This is a genomic window from Cellulosimicrobium cellulans (genome assembly GCF_024124905.1).
Classification (GTDB): Bacteria; Actinomycetota; Actinomycetes; order Actinomycetales; family Cellulomonadaceae; genus Cellulosimicrobium; species Cellulosimicrobium cellulans_G.
Window position 1 is genome coordinate 319,100 of record NZ_JAMXST010000001.1, and the last position, 22,210, is coordinate 341,309.

General features: G+C 75.9%; 24 protein-coding genes. 15 read left to right on the forward strand and 9 right to left on the reverse strand.

All coding sequences use genetic code 11. The features are described 5' to 3' along the window. The first annotated feature begins 90 nt into the window (after positions 1-90). From NHH00_RS01460 to NHH00_RS01480, 5 genes are all read left to right on the forward strand, one after another. Complete coding sequence (locus NHH00_RS01460; RefSeq protein ID WP_253049519.1) at positions 91-1,767, forward strand: FAD-dependent oxidoreductase; 1,677 nt, start codon at positions 91-93, stop codon at positions 1,765-1,767. 49 nt (positions 1,768-1,816) lie between these two features. Then, a complete protein-coding gene (locus NHH00_RS01465; protein WP_253049521.1) occupies positions 1,817-3,325 on the forward strand; it encodes an ATP-binding protein in 1,509 nt (502 codons plus the stop codon). Beyond that, entirely contained in the window at positions 3,322-4,635 is a 1,314-nt protein-coding gene (locus NHH00_RS01470) for a low temperature requirement protein A (RefSeq protein WP_253049523.1), read from the forward strand. Before NHH00_RS01465 ends, NHH00_RS01470 begins: the two co-directional genes overlap by 4 nt. A 299-nt stretch (positions 4,636-4,934) precedes the next feature. Next, positions 4,935-5,408, forward strand: coding sequence for an HNH endonuclease (locus tag NHH00_RS01475; protein ID WP_154798684.1), 474 nt, complete (start codon positions 4,935-4,937; stop codon positions 5,406-5,408). Between the two features lie 207 nt (positions 5,409-5,615). Next, positions 5,616-6,755, forward strand: coding sequence for an endonuclease/exonuclease/phosphatase family protein (locus tag NHH00_RS01480; protein WP_253049525.1), 1,140 nt, complete (start codon positions 5,616-5,618; stop codon positions 6,753-6,755). Here the strand turns inward: NHH00_RS01480 and NHH00_RS01485 are convergent. Then, the gene (locus NHH00_RS01485; protein ID WP_253049527.1) at positions 6,731-7,441 is read right to left on the reverse strand and encodes a nucleoside/nucleotide kinase family protein; all 711 of its coding nucleotides are present in this window, start codon (positions 7,439-7,441) and stop codon (positions 6,731-6,733) included. The two genes, NHH00_RS01480 and NHH00_RS01485, sit on opposite strands and share 25 nt — an antisense overlap. 173 nt (positions 7,442-7,614) lie before the next feature. Here NHH00_RS01485 and NHH00_RS01490 point away from each other — a divergent pair, with 173 nt between their 5' ends. Further along, a complete protein-coding gene (locus NHH00_RS01490; RefSeq protein ID WP_253049529.1) occupies positions 7,615-8,187 on the forward strand; it encodes a dihydrofolate reductase family protein in 573 nt (190 codons plus the stop codon). 18 nt (positions 8,188-8,205) lie between these two features. Here NHH00_RS01490 and NHH00_RS01495 read toward each other — a convergent pair whose 3' ends face one another. Together NHH00_RS01495 and NHH00_RS01500 are read right to left on the reverse strand one after the other, a co-directional pair. Then, a complete protein-coding gene (locus NHH00_RS01495) occupies positions 8,206-8,574 on the reverse strand; it encodes a helix-turn-helix domain-containing protein (RefSeq protein ID WP_253049531.1) in 369 nt (122 codons plus the stop codon). 75 nt (positions 8,575-8,649) lie between these two features. Further along, positions 8,650-8,991 carry a cupin domain-containing protein gene (locus tag NHH00_RS01500; protein ID WP_253049533.1) on the reverse strand — a complete coding sequence of 114 codons (342 nt, stop codon included), beginning with the start codon at positions 8,989-8,991 and terminating at the stop codon, positions 8,650-8,652. A 172-nt stretch (positions 8,992-9,163) separates the two neighbouring features. On the opposite strand from NHH00_RS01500, the gene NHH00_RS01505 reads away from it, so the two are divergent. From NHH00_RS01505 to NHH00_RS01515, 3 genes are read left to right on the forward strand one after another with little or no spacing between them, the layout of a single operon-like run. Further along, positions 9,164-10,204 (forward strand): ABC transporter substrate-binding protein, encoded by a 1,041-nt coding sequence (locus NHH00_RS01505; protein ID WP_253049535.1) that lies wholly within the window; start codon positions 9,164-9,166, stop codon positions 10,202-10,204. Further along, on the forward strand, positions 10,204-11,979 hold the full coding sequence (locus NHH00_RS01510) for a siderophore-interacting protein (protein WP_253049537.1): 1,776 nt from the start codon (positions 10,204-10,206) through the stop codon (positions 11,977-11,979). The genes NHH00_RS01505 and NHH00_RS01510 overlap by 1 nt, the downstream gene beginning before the upstream one ends. Positions 11,980-12,036: 57 nt before the next feature. Further along, positions 12,037-12,255 (forward strand): nuclear transport factor 2 family protein, encoded by a 219-nt coding sequence (locus tag NHH00_RS01515; RefSeq protein WP_253049539.1) that lies wholly within the window; start codon positions 12,037-12,039, stop codon positions 12,253-12,255. Between the two features lie 13 nt (positions 12,256-12,268). Here NHH00_RS01515 and NHH00_RS01520 read toward each other — a convergent pair whose 3' ends face one another. After that, positions 12,269-12,769 (reverse strand): hypothetical protein, encoded by a 501-nt coding sequence (locus NHH00_RS01520; protein ID WP_253049541.1) that lies wholly within the window; start codon positions 12,767-12,769, stop codon positions 12,269-12,271. A 441-nt stretch (positions 12,770-13,210) separates the two neighbouring features. Here NHH00_RS01520 and NHH00_RS01525 point away from each other — a divergent pair, with 441 nt between their 5' ends. Together NHH00_RS01525 and NHH00_RS01530 are read left to right on the forward strand one after the other, a co-directional pair. After that, complete coding sequence (locus NHH00_RS01525; RefSeq protein ID WP_253049543.1) at positions 13,211-14,824, forward strand: ABC-F family ATP-binding cassette domain-containing protein; 1,614 nt, start codon at positions 13,211-13,213, stop codon at positions 14,822-14,824. A 90-nt stretch (positions 14,825-14,914) separates the two neighbouring features. Further along, a complete protein-coding gene (locus NHH00_RS01530; protein WP_253049545.1) occupies positions 14,915-15,706 on the forward strand; it encodes a hypothetical protein in 792 nt (263 codons plus the stop codon). 7 nt (positions 15,707-15,713) lie between these two features. Here NHH00_RS01530 and NHH00_RS01535 read toward each other — a convergent pair whose 3' ends face one another. Genes NHH00_RS01535 through NHH00_RS01550 form a run of 4 tightly spaced genes read right to left on the reverse strand, consistent with a single transcriptional unit; the run spans position 15,714 to position 18,391 of the window. Continuing rightward, positions 15,714-16,253 (reverse strand): hypothetical protein, encoded by a 540-nt coding sequence (locus NHH00_RS01535; protein ID WP_253049547.1) that lies wholly within the window; start codon positions 16,251-16,253, stop codon positions 15,714-15,716. A 34-nt stretch (positions 16,254-16,287) separates the two neighbouring features. Continuing rightward, a complete protein-coding gene (locus NHH00_RS01540; RefSeq protein ID WP_253049549.1) occupies positions 16,288-16,689 on the reverse strand; it encodes a hypothetical protein in 402 nt (133 codons plus the stop codon). 7 nt (positions 16,690-16,696) lie between these two features. Beyond that, positions 16,697-17,575: an RNA polymerase sigma-70 factor gene (locus NHH00_RS01545; RefSeq protein WP_253049550.1), complete on the reverse strand. Its 879-nt coding sequence runs from the start codon at positions 17,573-17,575 to the stop codon at positions 16,697-16,699. Positions 17,576-17,632: 57 nt separating this feature from the next. Beyond that, positions 17,633-18,391, reverse strand: coding sequence for an SDR family oxidoreductase (locus NHH00_RS01550; RefSeq protein ID WP_253049552.1), 759 nt, complete (start codon positions 18,389-18,391; stop codon positions 17,633-17,635). 144 nt (positions 18,392-18,535) lie between these two features. Between NHH00_RS01550 and NHH00_RS01555 the strand changes: the two genes are divergently transcribed. The 3 genes from NHH00_RS01555 to NHH00_RS01565 are packed head-to-tail and all read left to right on the forward strand — an operon-like array spanning position 18,536 to position 20,508. After that, a complete protein-coding gene (locus tag NHH00_RS01555; RefSeq protein WP_253049554.1) occupies positions 18,536-19,132 on the forward strand; it encodes a GNAT family N-acetyltransferase in 597 nt (198 codons plus the stop codon). A 33-nt stretch (positions 19,133-19,165) separates the two neighbouring features. Next, a complete protein-coding gene (locus NHH00_RS01560; RefSeq protein ID WP_253049556.1) occupies positions 19,166-19,672 on the forward strand; it encodes a VOC family protein in 507 nt (168 codons plus the stop codon). 20 nt (positions 19,673-19,692) lie between these two features. Continuing rightward, positions 19,693-20,508 carry a MerR family transcriptional regulator gene (locus NHH00_RS01565; protein WP_253049558.1) on the forward strand — a complete coding sequence of 272 codons (816 nt, stop codon included), beginning with the start codon at positions 19,693-19,695 and terminating at the stop codon, positions 20,506-20,508. 112 nt (positions 20,509-20,620) lie between these two features. On the opposite strand, the gene NHH00_RS01570 is transcribed toward NHH00_RS01565, so the two are convergent. Then, positions 20,621-21,037, reverse strand: coding sequence for a VOC family protein (locus NHH00_RS01570; protein WP_253049561.1), 417 nt, complete (start codon positions 21,035-21,037; stop codon positions 20,621-20,623). Positions 21,038-21,174: 137 nt separating this feature from the next. On the opposite strand from NHH00_RS01570, the gene NHH00_RS01575 reads away from it, so the two are divergent. Further along, a complete protein-coding gene (locus NHH00_RS01575) occupies positions 21,175-22,167 on the forward strand; it encodes a helix-turn-helix transcriptional regulator (protein WP_253049563.1) in 993 nt (330 codons plus the stop codon). The last annotated feature ends 43 nt before the right edge of the window (positions 22,168-22,210 follow it).

Sequence of the window (22,210 nt, forward strand, 5' to 3'; positions counted from 1 at the left end):
TCAAGAGTGACCTGCGCCACGCCGCCGTGGACGCGGAACCGTGGCGGCGGGAGGATGGCACTCGCCCGTCCGTGGCTCCGAGGAGGCCGTGTGGAACCCACCGTCGCGACGACACGCCCCGCGATCGTCACCGTGGACGACGACCCCGGGGTCTCGCGCGCGGTCGCGCGCGACCTGCGCCGCCGCTACGGCGACCGGTACCGCATCGTGCGCGCCGAGTCCGGTGCGGAGACGCTCGAGGCGCTGCGCGAGCTCGCGCTGCGCGGCGAGGACGTCGCCGTCGTGCTCGCCGACCACCGCATGCCCGGCATGACGGGCGTCGAGCTGCTCGAGCAGGCCATGGACCTCTTCCCCGCGGCGCGGCGGGTCCTGCTCACCGCCTACGCGGACACCGAGGCCGCCATCGAGGCGATCAACGTCGTCGACCTCGACTACTACCTGCTCAAGCCGTGGGACCCGCCCGAGGAGAAGCTCTACCCCGTCGTCGACGCCCAGCTCGAGGCGTGGTCCGCGACCGACCGGCGCCGGCCCGCCGAGACCGTCGTCGTCGGGCACCGGTGGTCGGCGCGCTCGTCGCAGGTGCGCGAGTTCCTCGCGCGCAACCGCGTGCCCTACCGGTGGTACCCGTCGGAGTCCGCCGAGGGCGCGCGCCTCCTCACCGCCGCCCAGACCGACGGCGACACCCTCCCGCTGGTCGTCACGCCCGAGGGCGAGGCGCTCGTCGCGCCCGACGACGCCACGCTCGCCGAGCGCGTCGGGCTCGCCACGCGCCCCGCGGCGGACTTCTACGACCTCGTCGTCGTGGGCGGCGGGCCTGCGGGGCTCAGCGCGGCACTGTACGGGGCGTCCGAGGGGCTGCGGACGGTGCTCGTCGAGCGCACCGCGACCGGCGGCCAGGCCGGGCAGAGCTCGCGCATCGACAACTACCTCGGCTTCCCCGACGGGATCTCGGGCGCACAGCTCGCCGAGCGCGCACGGCGACAAGCGGTGCGGTTCGGCGCCGAGATCGTGACGACGCGCGACGCGATCGAGCTCGACGTCGACGGACCCGCGCGCAGCGTCCGCTTCCCCGACGGGACGTCGATCGACGCCCACACGGTCATCCTCGCCTCGGGCGTCTCCTACCGGCTGCTCGACGGACCGGGGCTCGGCGACCTCGTCGGGCGCGGCGTGTTCTACGGGTCGGCGCTCACCGAGGCCACGGCGTGCCACGACCAGGAGGTGTACGTCGTCGGCGGCGCCAACTCCGCGGGGCAGGCGGCGCTCTACCTGGCCCGTGAGGCCAAGCAGGTCACCCTCGTGGTCCGGGGCGACTCACTCGCCCGGTCCATGTCCTCCTACCTCGTCGAGCAGGTCGAGGCCCACCCGCGCGTGCGCGTCCTGACCCGCACGGAGGTCGTCGCGGCGTCGGGCGACGACCACCTGGAGCACCTCGAGCTGCGCGACGTCGAGACCGGCCGGACCACGCGCGTCGAGTGCGGCTGGGCGTTCGTGTTCATCGGCGCCGCGCCCCGCACCGACTGGCTCGACGGCGTCGTCGCGCGCGACCCGCGCGGGTACGTGGTGGCCGGTCCCGATCTGCTGCGCGACGGCGCCCCGCCCGCCGGGTGGACGCTCGACCGCCCGCCCTACCACCTCGAGACGTCCGTGCCCGGCGTGTTCGCCGCCGGGGACGTGCGCGCGGAGTCCGCCAAGCGCGTCGCGTCCGCCGTGGGCGAGGGCGCCATGGCCGTCATGCTCGTGCACCGCTACCTCGAACAGCTCTGACCACCACCGGCCCGCGACACGGCCCCGACCCGCACCCGGAGGCGACACCGTGACCAGCACCGAGGACCCCACCACGACCCCGCCCGCCGAGGGCACCACCCCGGCAGCCGCGCGCGGGTGGCTGCCGTGCGACGTCGACGAGCTGCGCGCCACGTTCCTGTTCGAGCACCTCACCGACGACCAGCTCGCGTGGCTGTGCGCGACCGGGCACGTCGAGCGCCACGACGCGGGCTGGCTGTTCCACGAGGGCACGCCCGCCGAGGCGTTCTACGTCCTGCTCGACGGCGGCGTCGCGCTCTACCGGCGCGTCGGCGAGGACGAGGTCGAGGTCTCGCGCACCCACCAGGTCGGCGTCTACCTCGGCGCGTGGAACGCCTACCTCGGCGACCGCCTCCCCCAGACGTACCTCCACTCGGCGCGCGCCCTGGAGACGTCGCGCTTCTTCGTGCTCGAGGCGCACGACTTCGCCAAGCTCATGACCGAGTGGTTCCCCATGGCGGTGCACCTGCTGGAGGGCGTGTTCTGGGGGACCCGGGACGCGCAGCAGCTCGTCGGGCAGCGCGAGCGGCTGCTCGCCCTCGGGTCGCTCTCGGCAGGTCTGACGCACGAGCTCAACAACCCCGCCGCCGCCGCGGTGCGCGCGACCGGGACCCTCCGCGAGCGCGTGGCCGCCATGCGGCACAAGCTCGCGCTCATCGCCGACGGCCCCTACGACCGCGCCACCCTCGCCGAGCTCATCCGGCTCCAGGAGGAGGCGCTCGAACGGTACGCGGACACCCGGAGCGCGGACGCCGTCGGGGCGCTGGAGACCTCCGACCTCGAGGACCGCCTCACCGACTGGCTCGACGACCACGGCCTGCCCGAGGGCTGGCGCGTCTCCCCCGCGCTCGTCCAGGCCGGGATCGACGAGCCCTGGCTCGACCGCGTCGCCGAGCGCGTGGACGCCGGCGCGCTCACCGGGGCCGTGAGCTGGCTCGCGTACACGATCGAGACCGAGCAGCTCATGGCCGAGATCGAGGACGCGACCGTGCGCATCTCCACCCTCGTCGGCGCGGCGCGCCAGTACTCCCAGCTCGACCGGGCGCCGTTCCGGCCCGTCGACGTGCACGAGCTGCTCGACTCCACGCTGACGATGCTCGACCACGCGCTCGCGGGCGTCGAGGTCGTGCGCCGCTACGACACCGGCCTGCCGCCCGTGCCCGTCTACGCGGCCGAGCTCAACCAGGTGTGGACCAACCTCGTCGAGAACGCCGCGCAGGCGATGGGCGGGTCCGGCACGCTGACGGTCACGACGCGGCGCGTCGACGACCGCGCCGAGGTCGAGATCGCCGACACCGGGCCCGGCATCCCCGACGACGTACGCCCCCGCATCTTCGAGCCCTTCTTCACGACCAAGCCGGTCGGGCAGGGCACGGGGCTCGGCCTCGACATCTCGTGGCGGATCGTCGTCAACAAGCACCACGGGGACCTCACGGTGACGTCCGTGCCCGGCGACACGCGGTTCGTCGTGCGACTCCCGCTGGAGCCCGCGCAGCCCGCGCAGACTCCGCAGCCGTGACCGCCCCCGCCCCCGCGGGGACGTCGCCCGTCGGCGAGGAGCGCCACGCGTCGTGGCTCGAGCTCTTCTTCGACCTCGTCGTCGTCGCGGGCATCGGGATGCTCGCCCACCTGCTGCAGGAGGACCACGACCGCGGCGGGCTCGCGCTCTACGTCATCGCCTACACCGCGTTCTGGCTCGTGTGGGCGTGCTTCACCACGTACGGCAACGTCGCGGGCGAGGGCGCCCGGGCGCTGCCGATCCTCGCCGGGATGGCGGCGCTCGCCGTGATGATCGCGGCGGTGCCCGGCATCCACGACGAGCACGCACAGGCCTTCGCGGTCGCGTACGTCGTGGGCCGGCTCGTCGCCGCGCGACCGTGGCGGCGCACGACCGTCGTCGTCGACCTGCCGGTGGTGCAGGCGCTGACGGGGGTCGTGCCGTGGATCGTGTCGTGGTGGTTCGACGGGCAGACGCGGTACACGCTCTGGGCGGTCGGCCTCGCGATCGACCTCCTCCTGCTCCTCACCCTCTCGGGCGAGCGCCTCGTGCGGCGCGCGCAGGAGCGCCTCGACGAGGTCCGCGAGCGCCGGGGTCGCGGACCGGGTGCCCGGCGCGACCGTCCGGGGCGCGGCGACCGGGAACGCCCGCTGGAGGGGTCCGCGCGGCGCACGGCCGGGCGGACCGGACGGGGCGGACGGCGGGGCGCGGACGCCGTCGAGCTGCCGACGACGGTCGACGCGGCCGTGACCGACGTCCCGCACCTCGGGGAGCGGCTGGGACTCTTCGTCATCATCGTGCTCGGCGAGGGCCTCATCCAGGCGATCGACGCCGCGAGCGGGGCCGAGTGGGACCGGACGCTGCTCGTGGCAGGCGCGGGGGCGTTCACGCTGCTCGTCGCCCTGTGGGCGCTCACGGTGCGGTCGGGCTACGCGGGCGTCACGCTGCTGCGCCCCGCGGGGGTGCCGCCACGGTCGGCGTGGTTCCTGCACCTGGTGACGACCGGCGCCCTGGCCACCCTCGCGGGCGCGCTCGGAGGAGTCCTGGACGAGCCCGCGCGGGCGCTCGACCCGGGCGAGCTCGCGCTGCTCGTCGGCGCGTTCGCCGTGCACGGGCTCGTGTCCGCCGGGGTGCACGCCGTGCTGCGCGACGTACGCACCGCCGTCGTGCTCGCCGGGCCCGTCGTCGTCGCCGGGGCGGTCGCGTGGCTCGCCGGCGGCACGATCTCGGCCGCGGGGCTGGTCTGGGTGCTGTCGGGCGCGCTGCTCGTCCAGCTCGCCCTCGCCGGGCGGCCCCGCGCGGCGAGCGCCCCGGCCGGGGCCGACGCCTGACGCCGGCGACGACCTGCCGGGTCAAAACCGTGGACGTCGGGCGGTCGCGGGCATAGCCTCGTGGCGTCCGGTCGAACCCGCCCGGACGCACGATCATGACGACCGGTGAAGGGGAGGTGGACCCGCGTGCTGCAGTGGTCCACCGACCCGTCCCGAAGGGCGCTCCTCAGGTAGACGACGCACGTCGTCCACCTGCAGAGCCGTCCTGGGGCACCGTCCTGGGGCGGCTCTCGTCGTCACCGCCCCAGGTCACGGCCGCCACGGCCGCCACGGCCACCGACACGACAGGAGGCGCGACGATGAGCGAGGTGGTCATCTACAACCTCGGCGGCAGCCAGGAGCTCGGCCGCGTGTCGTTGCGCCACGCCATCCGCATGCTGCACCGGCGGGTCGCCGAGGTCCTCGAGGCGGTCGAGGGCGAGACGTTCGGCCCCTACCAGCGGCCCCGGTCGGTCGCGCTGGTGCGGTACGTCCACGCGCGCTGGGTGTACGAGCGCCAGGGCCGCGTGCCGTACTCGCGCGCGGCGCTGCTGCGCCGCGACCGGTACCGCTGCGCGTACTGCGGCGGGACCGCGACGACCATGGACCACGTGGTCCCGCGGTGCCAGGGCGGGACCACGACGTGGCTCAACGCCGTCGCGGCGTGCGAGCCGTGCAACGCCGCCAAGGGCGGACGCACGCCCGAGCAGGCGGGCCTGCGGATGCTCAGACGCCCGTTCGAGCCCGCGTTCCGCGACATCTACCCGTCGGCGCCCGCCCCGCGCAGACGCTGACGGGTCCACCGACCGGTCCCCGGTCGGCTCCCCAGGCCGCCCGGCCGGTGGCGGTGACACCGGCCGGGCTTCCCCCTCCCCCTCCCCCTCCCCCTCACGATCGCCGCGACCCGAGGTCCCGGACCGGGCGTGACTCCCTCCCTCCTCGTAGAGCCGGTCCGCGTCTCGCACCCACCCCGGGTCCCGGACCGCGCGAGGGAGACCACGATGGCGAGGTTCCGGATCGGGACGTTCAACGTCGAGAACCTGTTCGAGCGCCCGCGCGCGATGACGGGCCCGCTCACCGGCGGCAACGCGGTCCTCGCGGCCCACGCCCGCGTCAACACGCTGATCGCCGAGGAGCGGTACGGCCCGGACGTGCGGGCCGAGATCCTGCAGCACCTGGAGACCCTCGGCCTGCTGCGCTCCGACTCCGCGGCGCTCGCGGTGCTGCGCCAGGTGCGCGGCCGGCTCGTGCGCCGCACGGGCTCTCAGGCGGCGGGCACGGCGCGCACCGAGGTCGTCGCGACCGGGCGCGGCGACTGGGTCGGCTGGGTCGACCTCGTCAAGGACCGGGTTGACGAGCTCGCCATGACGCACACTGCCCGGGTCGTCGCCGACGTCGACGCCGACGTCCTGGCCGTCGTCGAGGCCGAGAGCCGGGTCGCGCTCAAGCACTTCACGGACGCGGGCGTCGTCACGGCGTCCGGGCGTCCCGTCTACCCGCACGTCATGGTCATCGACGGCAACGACGACCGCGGCATCGACGTCGGGCTGCTCACCACACGGCCGTACCGGATCGGGTCCGTCCGCTCGCACGTCGACGACCGCGACTCGCGCGGGCGCCTGGTGTTCGGCCGCGACTGCCCGGAGTACGTCGTCGAGCTGCCCGACGGCGGCACGCTCACCGTGCTCGTCAACCACTTCAAGTCCAAGGGCTACGGCACGCAGGCCGAGTCCGACGCGACCCGCCGCCGCCAGGCGACCCGCGCGGCCGCGATCTACGCGGGCCTGCGCGCCCGCGGCGAGGAGAACGTCGTGGTCGTGGGCGACCTCAACGACACGCCGTCGTCGACCCCGCTGCGCCCCCTGCTGGAGCGGACCGACCTGCGCGACGTGAGCGAGCACCCCGCGTTCCGGGGCGACGGCCGGCCGGGCACGTACGGCAACGGGACCGCGAGCCAGAAGATCGACTACGTGCTGCTGTCCCCTGCGCTGTTCGAGCGCACCGTCGGCGGGTCCGTGTTCCGCAAGGGCGTGTGGGGCGGCGCGAACGGGACCCTGTTCCCCCACTACGACACGATGACGTCGGCGACGCACGCGGCGTCCGACCACGCCGCCCTCTACGCGGACGTGGACCTCGCCTGAGGGGCGAAGGCGATCGCCCCGGACACGACGAGGTCGGCACGCGACCGCGTCGACTCGACGAGGAGCGCGTTGCGCCCGTCGACCTCGGTGGCCCAGGCGGTCGCGGCCTCGACCGTGCGGCCGTGGCGGGTGTGCCGGTCGACGAGACGACGCTCGCGCTCGGCGTCGCCGGTGCTGCAGAACCACGCCTCGTCGAGCAGGTCGCGCACGCGCCCCCAGGGCTCCTCGCCCACGAGGAGGTAGTTCCCCTCGACCACGACGACGCGGTGCCCCGGGTCGACGGCGATCTCCCCGGCCACGGGCTCGTCGACCTCGCGGTGGAACGACGGCGCGTACACGGTGCGGTCGCGCTCGTCGCGCACCCTGCGCAGCAGGGCGACGAAGCCGTCGCCGTCGAACGTGTCGAGCGCGCCCTTGCGGTCGTGGCGGCCGAGCCGGTCGAGCGTCGCGTTCGCGAGGTGGAAGCCGTCCATCGGCAGGTGCACCGCCTCCGGACCGAGCGCCTCGACGAGGCGGAGCGCGAGCGTCGTCTTGCCCGCACCGGGGCTGCCGGTGATCCCGACGACGACCCGACCGTCCCCCGACCGTTCCGCCAGCGCGCGCACCCGCGCGACGAGCGCGGCCAGATCGGCGAGCCTGGCGGGGGTGCAGGGCAGGTCGGGCGAGGCGTCGTACTCGGCGGTCATGGACCCAGTGTCCCGTGGTCGACGACGTCGCCGCGCCGCGTCCGTGCGGCGGGCCGCCGCACGCCGCGCCGCGTCCGTGCGGCGGGCCGCCGCGCGGTCGATGAGTCGCGCGTCCCGGTCGGGTCTCACCCTCGACCGACGGAACACGGAGCACGGAGCACGAAGGAGACGACATGGCCACGGTGGTCGCAGGAGCGGCGGTCTCGCTCGACGGGTACGTCCAGGACGCCGACGGGAGCATCGAGGCGCTCTACGCGGACTTTGAGGAGCTGCGGCGCAGCGCGTACCTGCGGGCGCTCCAGGAGCAGACCGGCGCCGTCCTCATGGGCCGGCGCACGTACGACATGGCCCCGGACCCCGACGGCTACGCGGACGGCTACGAGTTCCAGGTGCCGATCTTCGTCGTCACGCACACGCCTCCGGCCGTTGCCCCCCAGCGCAACGAGCGGCTGTGGGTCACGTTCGTCACGGACGGCGTCGAGTCGGCGGTCCGGCAGGCCCGCGACGCCGCGGGCGAGCGCGACGTGACGTTCATCGGGGGCGCGGACCTGTTCCACCAGCTCCTGGCCGCGGGGCTCGTCGACGAGCTCGCGGTCGAGGTCATGCCGGTCCTGCTCGGGGGCGGCGTGCGCCTGTTCGACGGCGACGCGCCGGCGGTGCTGGAGAAGGTGCGCGTCGAGGAGGTCGGGGCGCGCACCGCGCTGCGCTACCGGATCGTCAGGACGGCCCCGACCGGGCGGGAGTAGGCCCGGCGCGGGGCGCCGTCAGGCGCTCGCCGCCACGACCCGCGCGCCCGCGGCCTCGCCGTGCGGGGCCGCGAGCGCCGCGACCGGGTCGCGCGCGAGGTCGGCGACGGGCAGCCCCGTCTCCCGGCTCAGGGCGCGCAGCAGTCCGGCCCGGGAGGCGTACCCGGCGGCACGCGCGGCGGCGTCGAGGTGCGAGCCGCCGCGCAGCCGCGCGATCGCGACGTTGAGGTGCGCCCGCGTGCGCCAGCGGCCGAACGCGAGCCCGGTCTCCTCGACGAAGAGGCGCTGGACGTGCCGCGCGCTCGCGCGCCGCCGTTCGGCGAGCTCGTCGAGCGTCGCGACGCCGCGGCGCGCGTCCTGGGCGACGGCCCGCGCGACCGGGTGCACCGGCAGCCGCAGGACGAAGTAGTCGCCCGCGAGGCCGCGCAGGACGTCCTCGAGGGCGGCGCGGAAGGGAGCGACCTACGCGGGCGTCGCCGGGGCCGCGCACAGCACCGCCGTGAGGACGGTGGTCAGCGCGGGCACGACGCCGAGACGGTGGACGCGCGCGGGCGGCTCGACCCCCGGGGAGAGCACGGGACCGAGCGCCATCGAGTCGCCGGGAAGGCGCATCGCGTGCGGGACGCGCGGGGCAAGCCAGAGGTTCTCGTGCGTGCGCAGGGTCAGGGGCGTGCCGTCCACGACGAGCTCCGCGGTGCCGGTGACGACGTGCACGAGGTGCGGCTCGTCGTGGGCGTGGGTGTCGTGCCCGAGGAAGCGGACGGAGTGCTCGGGGACGACGGCGCCCAGCGCGGTCGGCGTCATGCGCGCTCCTCTCCCCCGGGCCCGGCCGGTCCGGGTCGGTGTGTCGTGTCCGGGACGGGCCGTGTCACGTTCGGACGCGGTTCGTCGCTCAGGTGTGGTTAGCCTAACCTCGCGAGGAGCGCCCCGGTACGCCGTGCGGGCCCCGCGTCCCTGCTGCCGAGTGTGAGGTTCCATGCTGTCGTCACGCCGTCCCGCCCGCCGTCCGCTCACCGCGCTGGCCGCGCTCGCCGCCGCGTCGCTCGCCCTGGCGGGCTGCTCCGCCGGGACGACGCCGTCCGGCTCCGGTGCCGAGCCGTCCGGCGGTCCCGGCTCGGCCGCGTCCGAGACCGCCGCCGAGCGGGTCGTGGCGACCGACCAGGGCGACGTCACCGTCCCGACCGACCCGCAACGCGTCGTCGTGCTCAACCACGCCCTGGCGGGCTACCTGTACGAGCTCGACGTCCCCGTGCTCGCGACGGTGCCCGAGGTGACGGACGACCCGGACCCGAGGTTCTCGCCGTTCTGGGAGGACCAGGCCGAGGCGGACGGCACCGAGCTCATCGAGTGGAGTGCCGACGGCTTCAACCTCGAGGCGATCCTCGCCCTGGAGCCCGACCTCATCGTGGGCGGCGGGTGGGGCTTCCCGCTCAAGCAGGCCACCGACGTCTACGACGGCCTGAGCCAGATCGCCCCGACGGTGCTCGTGAGCGGCACCTACACGACGTGGCAGGAGCAGTTCGAGTTCCTCGCCGTCGACGTGTTCGACGACGCCGAGCGGTTCGACGAGCTGACCACGGGGTACGACGAGCGCCTCGCCCAGGTGGGCGAGTCCATCACCGTCCCCGCGGGCGAGACGGCGTTCCTCGCGCTCACGTCCGAGGGCAAGACGTTCGCGCTCAACGAGGGCGAGGGCCTGCCCGCGATCTTCGAGCGGCTCGGGTTCGCGGTCCAGCCGATCCAGGCGCAGACGGGCGCCGAGCCGTACACGCCGGGCGGCGACATGTTCGAGGTGTCGGCCGAGCAGGTGACGTCCGTGGTCACCGCGCCGAACGTGTTCGTCATCGGCTTCAACGGCGCGGAGATCGACGTCGACGCGCTCGCCGCCGACCCGGTGTACGCGGTCCTGCCGTCGTTCTCCGCGGGCCACGCGCACGAGCTGCCGACGTGGACCATCCGCGGCGACTACCACGAGGCCATGGGGCTCCTCGACGTCGTCGAGGAGCAGTTCTCCTGATGGCCCAGCACCGCCTGCGCACGCACCCGCTGGTGCTGCGACGCGTCGAGGTGGCGCGCGTCGTCGACGTGACGCCCCGCATGCGCCGCGTGACTCTCGCCGGGCCCGAGCTCGGGGCGTTCGAGCGCGACGGCCTGCCGATGCCCGCGTTCGACGCGCCGTGGTTCGACGACCACGTGAAGATCGTCCTCGCGTCCGACGGCGACGTCGCGTCCGCGCTGCCCGTGCAGCGCGCGCACGGGATCGACTGGCCGCCCGCGCCGAACCGGCAGGGTCGCGACTACACGCCGCGCCGCTGGGACGCGGCGGCGGGCGAGCTCGACCTCGACCTCGTGCTGCACGGCGACGGCCCGGCCGCGGCGTGGGCGCGGACGGCACGCCCGGGCAGCGAGCTGTGGTTCGTCGGGCCCAAGGCGTCGACCGTCTGGCCCGACGACGTCGACTGGGCGCTGCTCGCCGGCGACGAGACGGCGCTGCCCGCGATCGGGCGCTTCCTCGACGAGCGGCCGGTCGACGTCCCCGTCCAGGTCGTCGTGACCATCGGTGCCGAGGCGGCCCAGCAGGACCTCGCGCTGCGCGAGGGCGACACCGTGCGGTGGGTCGTCGCGCCGGAGGGCGACCGCGCCGCGCTCGACGAGGCTGTGCGCACCCTGGAGTGGTGGCCCGGCCAGGTCTACGCGTGGGCGGCGAGCGAGAGCCGCGCGCTCCTGCCGGTGCGGCGCTACCTGACGCGCGAGCGCGCCGTGCCGCGCACCCACGTCGACGTCACGGGCTACTGGCACGCCGAGCCGGCGCCCTCCCCCGCACCCGCTCAGGGGCCGGCGGCCGAGGCGGAGCCGCAGCCCACGGGGGTACCGTCTCCCGTACCCTGGTTCGCGACCCGCGCCGCGCTGCAGCTCGGCCTGCTCGACGAGCTCGGCGCGGGGCCGCGCGACCTCGCGGCCCTCGCCGGGGCGGCGCACCTCGCGCCGGGCGCGGTGCGCGCCCTCGCGGACGTGCTCGCGGCGTCGGGCGTGGTGACGCTCGACGGCGACACGGTCGCCCTGGGCGACGCGGGCGAGGACCTCCTCGACGACGAGCACGAGCGCGAGGAGTACGAGGGGCTGGAGGCGGACGCGATCCTGGCGCTCGCGGCGCTCGCCCCCGCGCTCCGCGACGGCGTCCCGGCGTGGTCGCGCTCGCGCGGCCGGACGCTGCGCGCCGAGGTCGAGACCGACGCCGCGCGCGCCACGGAGGTCGTCGAGGGCGCCGACGTGCTCCGGTACGTGCTCACGGGACTGGCGACCTGGCCGGTGTGGGCGGACGCGCGAACCGTCGCGCTCGGCGGACCCGGCGCGCTCGTCGTCGCCGACCTGCTCGTCGAGGTTCCCGGCGAGCGCACGACGACGCTCGTCGAGGACGCCGTCCCGCTCGAGGTCCTGCGCGAGCAGGCGGGGTCCGGCACGGCGCACGCCGCGGCCGTGGCCTGGCCGGTCGCCGACGTCGCCGTGTGCGCGCTCGGGGCCGGCCACCGCACCGACGACGAGGTCGTCGAACTCCTCGCCGCGATGCGCGCCGCCGCCCCGCGCGCCGTCCTCGTCGAGGACTTCACGCCCGACGGGCTCAGCCCCCACGCGCGCGAGCACGCGCTGCTCGCCCTGGCCACGACCGGGGCCGCGCCGCGCACGCCCGACGACGTCGCACGCCTCGCCGAGCGCGCGGGCTGGGGCGTCGTCCACCACGAGGCGCTCGGCTGGGGCGTCGAGCGGGTCGAGCTCACGGCCCGCGACGCCTGAGGTCGGTCGTCCTCGTCGGGCACGTGACCAGCACGAACGGCGCCGAGGCACCGAGGCGTGCCCGCCTCCGGACGGATCACCCGCCTGGAGGAGGAGTCGCTCGACGTCCAGGAGGACGCCGCGAGCGGGGTCACCCGGCTGGTCGCCGCCGTGGAGGCGATCCAGGACGGCACCGCAGCAGCCGCGCGGTCGACCTGCACGCGCGTCTGGGTGCGCACGGGCGAGGGCTGGCGCGTCCTGGCCGCCACGCTCGCTGCCGCGGCCGACCCTACCTGAACGGGCCCTCGCGTCACCCGCCGGTGAACATGGCGATGGTGAGCGGCGCGCCGACCGCGTCGCACGCGTCGCCGAGGTCGCTCGCGGCAGCGTCCCACTCCGCGGAGCGCACGCCGGTCGGCTCCGCGGAGGCCCCGGAGGCGACCGGAGCGGCCGCCTGCAGCTCGCCGATCGCCGTCTGCACGGCGCTGTCCCCGCCGGAGGGCAGGCGGTCGAGCACGCGGGCCGCCAGCCGGTACCAGCCGTCATGCTCCTGCGCCTCGCTGCGGCCGTCGGCGAGGGCGACGTCGGCGTTCTCCACGATCGTCAGCACGTCGCCGAACGCGGTGCAGAGGTCCGCGTCGTCCGGGGCGCCGCCCTCCGGCGCGACGCCCGGCGAGTCCGCCGGGGCCGCGGCACCGGACGGGGCCGCCTCGACCTCCCCTGCCGAAGCCCCGCCGCCGGCGCTGCAGCCGCCCATCGCCGCAGCGCTCAGCACTACCGCCGAGAGCGCTGCCCACCGTCGTGCTCGCATCCGTGCCTGCTCCCCGATCTCGACATCTGCTGGGTCCGACGTACGGCCGAGAGTCTGCCGCCGTTCCCCCCTCGACGCGAGGGTGACACGCGCGAGCACGCCCCCGCGCTGCCGAACCCGGGATCGCTCCCCGCCGGACGTCGCGGGTGAGGAGGAAGCCCGGGCTCGTGCGCGCTCGGGATCGTGCCCACGCCTCGCCGACAGGCGGCGCTGATAGCATCGGCACGTGCTCATCGAGGTCGACAGACTCTAGCCGCCGAGCCGTCGGCGGCCCGTCCCAGCGCACCCTCTCGCCCCGGCTCCGTGACGGAGTCTTCGCGGGCGACCCCTCCTGGCTCTCGCCGAGGCCTCGCCGTGCCTGGACCCGCCGCACCGCTCCGCGCCGCCCTGTCCTCCCCCGGCACGACCCTGCCCGCGCCACGCGGGCCCGAGGAGCTCCTCATGTCCACCCTGCACCGCTCCGCGGTGACCCTCACCGACCTCACGTTCGAGTGGCCCGACGGCACCGTCGCGCTCTCGCACCTCACCGGCACGTTCGGCATCGGCCGCACGGGCCTCGTCGGCGACAACGGCGCCGGCAAGTCCACCCTCCTGCGCCTCGTCGCCGGCCTGCTCACGCCGACGTCGGGCCGCGTCACGACGACCGGCGACGTCGCCTACCTCCCCCAGACCCTGACCCTCGGCCGGGACGCGAGCGTCGCGCAGCTCCTCGGCGTCGACGGCACGCTCGCCGCGCTGCGCGCGATCGAGTCCGGCGACGTCGACGAGCGACACTTCGACGCGGTCGGCGACGACTGGGACGTCGAGGCGCGCGCCACGCAGGCGCTCGCCGAGATCGGGCTCGACGGCGTGGGCCTCGACCGGCGCGTGGGCGAGCTGTCCGGCGGAGAGTCGATGCTCGTCGCGATCAGCGGGCTGCGCGTGCGGCGCAGCGCGATCACGCTGCTCGACGAGCCGACGAACAACCTCGACCGCGGCACCCGCGCGCGGCTCGCGGCGCTCGTCGACGACTGGCCCGGGACGCTCGTCGTCGTGAGCCACGACCTCGACCTGCTCGAGCACATGGACGAGACGGCGGAGCTGCACGCCGGCCGCCTCACCACCTTCGGCGGACCGTACAGCGCCTGGCGCGACCGGCTCGAGGCGGACCAGGCCGCCGCGGCGCAGGCCGCGCGGACGGCCGAGCAGACGCTGCGGGCCGAGAAGCGCCAGCGTGTCGAGGCGGAGACCAAGCTCGCGCGCCGCGAGCGGACCGCGCGCACCGCGCAGGCGAACCGCACGGGGTCGCGCATCTCCATGGGGCTGCGCGCGTCCGCCGCGCAGGTGTCCGCGGGCTCGATGCGCCAGGGCCTGGACGCGAAGGTCCAGGCCGCGCAGGACGCGCTCGACGCCGCGGCGGCCCGCGTGCGCGACGACGAGCACGTGCACCTCGTGCTCCCCGACCCGGACGTGCCGCGCGGTCGCCGCCTCGCGGAGCTGCACGGGACGAACGGGACGGTCGTCGTGCAGGGGCCGGAGCGGGTCGCCCTCGTCGGCGCCAACGGGACGGGCAAGACGACGCTGCTGGAGAACCTGCTCGCCGGGCGCGCACCGGAGCCGGGGCGCGCGGGCGGCACGCTGCTCACGGACCGCGTCGGCTACCTGCCCCAGCGCCTGGACGGGCTCGACGACGCCCGCAGCGCGCTCGAGAACGTGCGCGACGGCGCACCCGACGCGGCGCCGGGGACGATCCGCAACCAGCTCGCGCGCCTGCTGCTGCGGGGGTCGAGCGTGGACCGCCCGGTGTCGACGCTGTCGGGCGGCGAACGGTTCCGCGTCTCGCTCGCCCGGCTCCTGCTCGCCGAGCCGCCCGCCCAGCTCCTCGTGCTCGACGAGCCGACGAACAACCTCGACGTGCGCAGCGTCGACCGGCTCGTCGAGGCCCTGTCCGGCTACGCGGGCGCGCTGCTCGTCGTCAGCCACGACGACGGCTTCCTCGCCCGGCTCGGCGTCGACGTCGTGCTCGAGCTGGGCGCGGACGGGACGCTCCACCGCGTCCCCGGACCCGGGCGCTGAGCCCCGGCCGGGGCGTCCCGCTCGCCGGGGCGCCCCGGGACCGGCGACGATGGGCCGACAGAGCGTCGGCCGCGCCCGGGAGGTGCACCCGTGGACTGGTACACCGAGCACGTCGTCGACACCGGGCGCGCGCCGGCCCTGTTCGCGCTCGCGGGGTTCGTCGTGACGTTCGTCGTCGTGCGGTCGATCACGCGCCGCATCCGCGCGCGCCGCGAGGCGGGGCCGCCTCCCCCTCCCGGGCCCGGTCCGGCCGCACGGCCCCGGCGTGCCCTGCTGGGCGACGTGTCCGTCGGGGGCGTCCACGTGCACCACCAGGTGTGGGGCATCCTCCTCGTGCTGCTCACGGGGATGCTCGAGTTCCGGTACTCCCCCGGTCACCCGTGGTCGGAGGTGCTCGCCCTCCTGTTCGGGGCGGGCGCCGCGCTCGCGCTCGACGAGTTCGCGCTCTGGCTGTACGTCGACGACGTCTACTGGTCGCAGGAGGGCCAGCGCTCGATCGACGCGATCCTCGTGGGAGGCGCGCTCGGCGGTGCGCTGCTCCTGTCCGCCTCGCCGATCGGCGTCACGGCCGACGGCTCGCAGGGTGGCTGGCTCGCGTACACGGTGACCGTTGTGGTCCACCTCGCGCTCGCGTTCGTGTGCATCCTCAAGGGCAAGCTCGCGACGGGCCTCGTCGGGATCGTCGTCCCGGTCGTGGCGTTCGTCGGGGCGGTCCGCCTCGCCAAGCCGACCTCGCCCTGGGCCCGACGGCGGTACGCGCACCGGCCCCACCGGCGCGCCCGCGCGCAGGCACGGTTCGGTGCGCGGTACCGGGCGCGGTGGGAGCGGGTGCGCACCCTCGTGGGCGGTCGCGCCGACGACGACCCGCCGCAGACGACGTAGCGCGGCCTCAGGCCAGGCCGGGCGCGTCCCGCACGACGGCGGCCATCGCGGCCGTGGCGGCGGCGTCGTCGTCCGCGTACGGCCAGTCCGGGCTCGTGGCGCGCGCGTGGTCGTTGAGCGCGCCCAGCACGTCGAGCGCCCGGGTGCCCACGGCGCGGGCGTGCGGCGTGAGGCCGCCCCGGATCTTGAGCTGGCCGAGCACGATCGCCACCTGCGCCCGCGCCTCCGCCGCGAGCGCCGCCTCGTCGAGCGCGCCGGAGCGGAGCCCGTCGGACGCGGCCTCGCGCCCGGCAGCCCAGACGTCCTCCGGCACCCCGAGGTCCCAGGCCGCGAGGAGGCCGTCGACGAACGCGGGCAGCGCGTCGTCGCGCCCGTCGGCCGCGTACCACTCCTCGAGGTCCCGCAGCGCGTCGTGCCCGGAGTCGTTGCCGAACGGCGAGAAGTCCTCGCCCTCGTCGTAGAACGGCTCGGGCGCGAGGGACACGAACGCCGAGTGGCTCGTCGCGGGTGACAGGCCCTCGTCACGGTCGTCGAGGTAGAGCGTCATGGAGCGACACTAGACCTCTGCCGGCTCAGGCGCGTCAGTCGCGGTTCCACCGTTCGAGCTTGGGCGGGCTGAGCACGACCCAGGCCTCGGAGACCCGGTCCGACCGCACCGCCACGCTCACGACCCCCGTCACGACGCCGTCGTGGCGCACGACGAGGCCGTCCGCGCCGTTCACCGAGCACACCGCGACCTCCACCCCCGGCCCTGGACCGAGGACCCGGCACAGCGCTCGCGCCGTCTCGTCGCCGCCCTCGGCGGCACCGGGGGTCGCGTCGTCGCTGCCGGCGGCGTCGACCCACAGGGTCGCGGCGGGCGCGACGAGGGCGCGCACGGCGTCGCGGTCACCCTCGCCCGTCGCACGGCGGAGCGCGGCGACGACGCGAGCGTGCTGCGCCCCGGCCTCGTCCGGCCCCCTCGACCCGTCTCGCTGCGACATGCCGCGCCTACGCGGAGACGGCCGCGAGCTTGTGCGGGTTCATCATCCACAGCACGCGGTCGATGCCGTCGGCGGTGGCGCGGACCGTGAGCACGGCGAAGAGCTCCCCGTCGCGCGACAGCGTGACGGCCGGGCGGCCGTTGACGTCGGCCGGTTCGACGTCGACGCCCGGCCAGAAGCGCGCGGCGAACGCGTGGTGGTACTTCGCGACGCGCGGCCGACCCACGACCGGGAACTTCGAGGCCCGGACCGCTCCCCCGCCGTCGGAGTAGGAGACGACGTCCTCGGCGAAGAGCCGCTCCAGGAGCGCGACGTCGCCCGCCTTCGCGGCGGCGACGAACGCGGTGAGCAGGCGGCGCTGGGCCTCCGGAGCGACCGGCGCGTGGCGCTCCTCCCCCAGGTGACGGCGCGCGCGGCTCACGAGCTGGCGCACGCTCGCCTGCGAGTGCCCGACGATCTCCGCGATCTGCTCGTACGGGTAGTCGAACGCCTCGCGCAGCACGTACGCCGCGCGCTCGGTCGGGGTGAGCTTCTCCAGCAGCAGGAGGAGCGCGACCTCGAGCGCCTCGCCCCGCTCGGCCCCGAGCGTCGGGTCGGCGCTCGTGTCGACGGGCTCGGGGAGCCACGGTCCGATGTACGTCTCGCGACGCACGCGCGCAGACTGCGCGACGTTGATCGCGAGCCTCGTCACCGTCGTCGTGAGGAACGCGTCGGGGTTCCGCACCGTGGAGCGGTCGTACGTCTGCCAGCGCACCCATGCGTCCTGGAGCACGTCGTCGGCCTCGGCCGCGCTCCCGAGGATCCGGTACGCGATCCCGAAGAGCCGTCGCCGCGCCGCGCTGAACTGCTGCTCCGCCTGCGCCAGGTCCGTCGCTCGGTCGTCCACGCCCGCCATCCTCGTCGTCCCCCGCATCGTCGGCACCACCGGCCCGTCCGCCCGGCGCTACCGCGCCGTCACCGACCGCTGCCGGCGCCAGTCGGCGAGCCGGGTGCCGCCGACCACCGCGCCGGCTCCCGGGACGAGCGAGTCCTCGGCGAGCGGTGCGCCGAAGTAGCGCGCGTCCGGGTCGGCGACGACCTCGCGCGGGTCGTCGAGCGACGCGAGCGTGGTCCGCACGAGCTCGTCGAGGCGGAACTCCTCAGGACCCGCGACCTCCACGATGCCGCGCACCGGCGTCCCCGTGGCCACGTCCGCCACCGCGACGGCGACGTCGGCGGCGGCGACCGGCCGGAACCGCACCGGTGCGAGGTGCACGACGCCGTCCTGCGTGGCGCCGTCGGTGATCGCCTGGAGGAACTCGAAGAACTGCGTCGCGTGGACGATCGAGTACGGCACCGGCGAGCCCGTGATCAGCTCCTCCTGCGCGATCTTCGCGCGGAAGTACCCGCTCTCGGCCAGGCCCTGGGTGCCCACGACGGAGAGCGCGACATGGTGCCCGACGCCCGCCGTCGCCTCGGCCGCCAGGAGGTTGCCCGTCGAGGTGCGGAAGAAGTCGAGGACCGCCTGGTCCTCGAACGAGGGCGAGTTCGAGACGTCGACGACGACGTCGGCGCCCTCGAGCACCTCGGCGACGCCCTGCCCGGTGAGGGTGTCGACGCCCGATCCGGGCGAGGCGGGGACGGCCTCGTGGCCGCGGTCCCGCAGCACGGTGACGAGCTTCGAGCCGATGAGCCCCGTACCGCCGATCACGACGATCTTCATGGTGTCCTCCTGTCGCTGGGTGCGGCACGTGCCGCCCTGTCACCCCTGTCGACCGGACGCCCGCGCCGCGTGTGACACGTCCCGGCGCCGTCCCGGCGGCAATCTGCTCGATCCCCGTCCGGGTGGCGTGCCAGGGTGGTGCCCATGGCCGACACCACCGACGTCCGTCCGGACGCCCTCGACCGGGTCACCTGGCCCGTGGCGACCCCGCGCCTCTCGCTGCGCCGCGCCCGGCCCGACGACGCCGACGCGCTCTTCGCCTACCGCAGCCTGCCCGCGGTGGACCGATGGCTCTCCCGGCGGTTCGCGAGCGTCGAGGAGTGGCGCGTCCACCACGGCGAGCCCGACCGGCTCGCGACGACGCTCGTCGTGGAGCACGACGGCGAGGTCGTGGGCGACCTCTACCTCGCGGTGCGCGACGGCTGGGCGCAGCAGGACGTCGTCGACCGCCCCCGACCGGACGAGGCGGAGATCGGCTGGGCGTTCTCGCCGTCGCACCAGGGACGCGGCTACGCGACGGAGGCCGTCCGCGCCCTGCTGCAGGTGTGCTTCGAGGACCTCGGCCTGCGGCGGGTCGTCGCGAACGCGTTCGCGGACAACGAGCCCTCGTGGCGCCTCATGGAGCGCGTGGGCATGCGGCGCGAGGGCGTGGGCGTGCGGGACTCGCTGCACCGCGACCTCGGCTGGGTCGACGGCGTGACGTACGCGCTGCTGGCCGACGAGCCGCGCGACGGCGCTTGACCCTCACGCGGCGTCAGGGCGCACGCTCGCCGCATGACCGACACGTACCCCGCCTTCGACCTGTCCCCCGTCCCCGCCCCCGGGCCCGACGCCGTCGCCCCCGAGCCGTTCCGCGGCATCTACGGCATGCCGCAGTTCGTCACCGTCCCGACGGCGGACCTCGCCGCGTCCGTCGACCTGTGGACCCGCGGCCTCGGGTTCTTCGACCTCTTCTCCGTCCCGGGCGGCGTCGTGCACCTGCGGCGCTGGGCGTTCCAGGACGTCCTGCTCGTCCCGGGGACGCCCGCGCCCGGGCCGAGCGCGCTCACCGTCAGCTTCTCGTGCGTGCTGTCGCAGCTCGACGGGATCGTCGCCGCGTGCGAGGACGTCTCGCCCGGGAGCACGACCGGTCCCCGCGAGATGCCGTGGGGCTCCGTCGAGGTCGAGGTCCGCACGCCCGAGAACACGCGGGTCGTCATGACCGCGGCGCGACCGTACGACCCCGACAGCGACGCCGCGCGGTTCCTCGACGGCATCGGGATCGAGGCTCCCCGGTCGTGACCGCTGAGACACTGGGACGCGTGACCTCGGACCCCCGGCCTCGTCGCGTCGGCGACGCGCTCACCGTCGGCGACGCGGCGGCCGCGGTCGGTGTCACCGTGCGGACGCTGCACCACTGGGACGCCGTCGGGCTCGTCCGCCCGTCGGCGCGCACCTCGGCGGGCTACCGGCTGTACGCGCCGACCGACGTCGCGCGCCTGCGCCGGGTCGCGGCGTACCGCGAGCTCGACGTCGCGCTCGAGGACATCCCCGAGCTGCTCGACGCGCCCGGGGACGACGCTGTCGATGCCCTGCGCCGCCACCGCGCGCTGCTCGGCGAGCGCATCGCGCGCATGGAGCGGACGGCGCACGCGCTCGACCGGCTCCTCGACGCCCGGGAGCGCGGCCTGCTCCTGACCCCGGCGGAGCAGGTCGCGCTGTTCGGCGAGACGTGGGACCCGGCGTGGCCCGCCGAGGCGCGCGAGCGCTGGGGAGACACCCCGCAGTGGGCGCAGTACGCGGAGCGGTCCGCCGAGCGGTCGCTCGACGACTGGCAGGACCTCGCCCACACCGTCGCCATGCTCGAGGCCGACCTCGCCGCCGCGTGCCGGGACGGCGTCGAGCCGACGTCCGCGCAGGGTCTGGCGCTGGCCGAGCGCCATCGCGCCTCGATCGGCGCGCACTTCGACTGCACCCCGGCCCGGCACGTGTGCCTGGCCCGGCGGTTCGTCGAGGACGAGGGTTTCCGGGCGCACTACGACGGTCTGGCGCCCGGCCTGGCCACGTGGCTCCGCGCCGCGGTCGAGGCGAACGCACGCTCCTGCGGCGTGGACCCCGCGACGGCCACCTGGGACTGACGACGGCACAACCGGACACGATCCGCCGCCGTCCGCCACGACGCGTGCACACGGCGCGCCACGCCGCGGCTGCGGCCGGAGCGCCCCGGGCGAGGGGCGCCCCGGCCCCGGGTCAGCGGCTCGCCGCGACGTCGAGCACCCAGGTCACGCCGAACCGGTCGGTGAGCATCCCGTACGCGGGCGCCCAGTCCGACGACGCCAGGGGCGCGACGACGGTCGCCCCGTCCACGAGCGCGTCCCAGTAGCCGCGGACCTCCTCGACGTCGTCGCCACGCACGGAGACGAAGAACGGTGCCTCGCCCGGGCTCCAGGGGCGTCCCGCCGGGACGTCGTACGCCATGACGCGGAACCCGCTCGGCGCGCTGACCTGGCCCCAGACGACGAGGTCGGCCTCGCCCGGGTCCGGGGCCTGGCCCAGGTCGCCGTACGTGGTGAGGACGAGGTCGCCGCCGAACACCGAGCGGTAGTGCTCGAGCGCGGCGCGGGCGTCGCCGCGGAAGTTGAGGTGCGGGGTCGTCTGGACGGACATGGTGTCTCCTTCGGGTCGGTCGTCGGGGTCGCTGGTCGCGGCGCCCGAGCTCCCGGGCTCGCCGCCCGGGCTCATGACGACGACCCTTCCGGCCAATGCGGGCGGATAGCGCCCGCATGGTGCGCGAGCATGGGGGCATGACCGAGACGTCGCGCCGGACCCTCCTCCTGCTCTCGCTCCTCCAGGCGCACCCGGACCGGACCGGCCCCGAGCTCGCGCACCGGCTCGGCGTCGACCCTCGGACCGTGCGCCGCGACGTCGAGCGCCTCCGCGACCTCGGTTACCGCGTCGTCGCGACCCGCGGGCGCGACGGTGGGTACCGCCTCGACGCGGGCGCCGAGCTCCCGCCCCTGCTGTTCGACGACGCGCAGGTCGTCGCGCTGGCGGTGGCGCTGCGGACCGTCGCGACGAGCGGGTCCGGGGACGCGATCGCGGAGGCGTCGGTGCGGGCGCTCGCGACCGTGCGCCAGGTGCTGCCCGCGCGGCTGCGCCACCGGGTCGACGCGGTCGACGTCGTGCCGGTGCCCGCGGGTCCCGGCCGCTCCACGCCCGCCGTCGACCTCGACGTGCTGCTCGCGGTGAGCACCGCGGTGCGCCGACGCGAGGTGCTGCGCCTCGACTACGCGGCGCCGGGCCCCACGGGTGAGCACGACGGCCGGGCTGCTGCGCCCGCGGCGCCGCGCCGCGTGGAGCCGCACCACGTCGTCGTGCGCGACGGGCGCTGGTACCTCCTCGCGTGGGACCTCGACCGTGACGACTGGCGCACGTTCCGCCTCGACCGGACGACGCCGCGCGTCCCGACCGGGCCGCGCTTCACACCCCGCGAGGTGCCGGGCGGGGACGCCGGCGCGTTCGTCGCGGCCCGGTTCGCCGGCTCCGGGCGGCCGCCCGCCCCGGGCTGGTCGTGCACGGGGTGGGTCGAGCTCGCCGCGCCCGCGCCCGCCGTCGCGCCGTTCGTCGAGGACGGCACGGTCGAGGCGCTCGGCCCGGACCGGTGCCGGGTCGCCCTGGGCTCGTGGTCGTGGGTCGCGCTCGCCGCCCGCGTCGCGGCGTTCGACGCCGACGTCCTCGCCGCCGGCCCGGACGAGCTCGTCGCGGCGTGCGCGACCGTCGCCGCACGGCTCGGGTGAATGCCGGACGGTCGCGATGAGGGCTATGACAGACCGCGGAGCC

What these genes read in the sequence shown, in the direction of transcription:
- NHH00_RS01500 (WP_253049533.1), bottom strand. Translation starts at nt 8,991, where the DNA reads ATGACGCCGACCGCGCTGGGCGCCGTCGTCCCCGAGCACTCCGTCCGC.
- NHH00_RS01535 (WP_253049547.1), bottom strand. Translation starts at nt 16,253, where the DNA reads ATGACGCTCTACCTCGACGACCGTGACGAGGGCCTGTCACCCGCGACG.
- NHH00_RS01480 (WP_253049525.1), top strand. Translation starts at nt 5,616, where the DNA reads ATGGCGAGGTTCCGGATCGGGACGTTCAACGTCGAGAACCTGTTCGAG.
- NHH00_RS01550 (WP_253049552.1), bottom strand. Translation starts at nt 18,391, where the DNA reads ATGAAGATCGTCGTGATCGGCGGTACGGGGCTCATCGGCTCGAAGCTC.
- NHH00_RS01505 (WP_253049535.1), top strand. Translation starts at nt 9,164, where the DNA reads ATGCTGTCGTCACGCCGTCCCGCCCGCCGTCCGCTCACCGCGCTGGCC.
- NHH00_RS01575 (WP_253049563.1), top strand. Translation starts at nt 21,175, where the DNA reads ATGACCGAGACGTCGCGCCGGACCCTCCTCCTGCTCTCGCTCCTCCAG.
- NHH00_RS01490 (WP_253049529.1), top strand. Translation starts at nt 7,615, where the DNA reads ATGGCCACGGTGGTCGCAGGAGCGGCGGTCTCGCTCGACGGGTACGTC.
- NHH00_RS01525 (WP_253049543.1), top strand. Translation starts at nt 13,211, where the DNA reads ATGTCCACCCTGCACCGCTCCGCGGTGACCCTCACCGACCTCACGTTC.
- NHH00_RS01510 (WP_253049537.1), top strand. Translation starts at nt 10,204, where the DNA reads ATGGCCCAGCACCGCCTGCGCACGCACCCGCTGGTGCTGCGACGCGTC.
- NHH00_RS01520 (WP_253049541.1), bottom strand. Translation starts at nt 12,769, where the DNA reads ATGCGAGCACGACGGTGGGCAGCGCTCTCGGCGGTAGTGCTGAGCGCT.
- NHH00_RS01560 (WP_253049556.1), top strand. Translation starts at nt 19,166, where the DNA reads ATGACCGACACGTACCCCGCCTTCGACCTGTCCCCCGTCCCCGCCCCC.
- NHH00_RS01555 (WP_253049554.1), top strand. Translation starts at nt 18,536, where the DNA reads ATGGCCGACACCACCGACGTCCGTCCGGACGCCCTCGACCGGGTCACC.
- NHH00_RS01485 (WP_253049527.1), bottom strand. Translation starts at nt 7,441, where the DNA reads ATGACCGCCGAGTACGACGCCTCGCCCGACCTGCCCTGCACCCCCGCC.
- NHH00_RS01570 (WP_253049561.1), bottom strand. Translation starts at nt 21,037, where the DNA reads ATGTCCGTCCAGACGACCCCGCACCTCAACTTCCGCGGCGACGCCCGC.
- NHH00_RS01475 (WP_154798684.1), top strand. Translation starts at nt 4,935, where the DNA reads ATGAGCGAGGTGGTCATCTACAACCTCGGCGGCAGCCAGGAGCTCGGC.
- NHH00_RS01540 (WP_253049549.1), bottom strand. Translation starts at nt 16,689, where the DNA reads ATGTCGCAGCGAGACGGGTCGAGGGGGCCGGACGAGGCCGGGGCGCAG.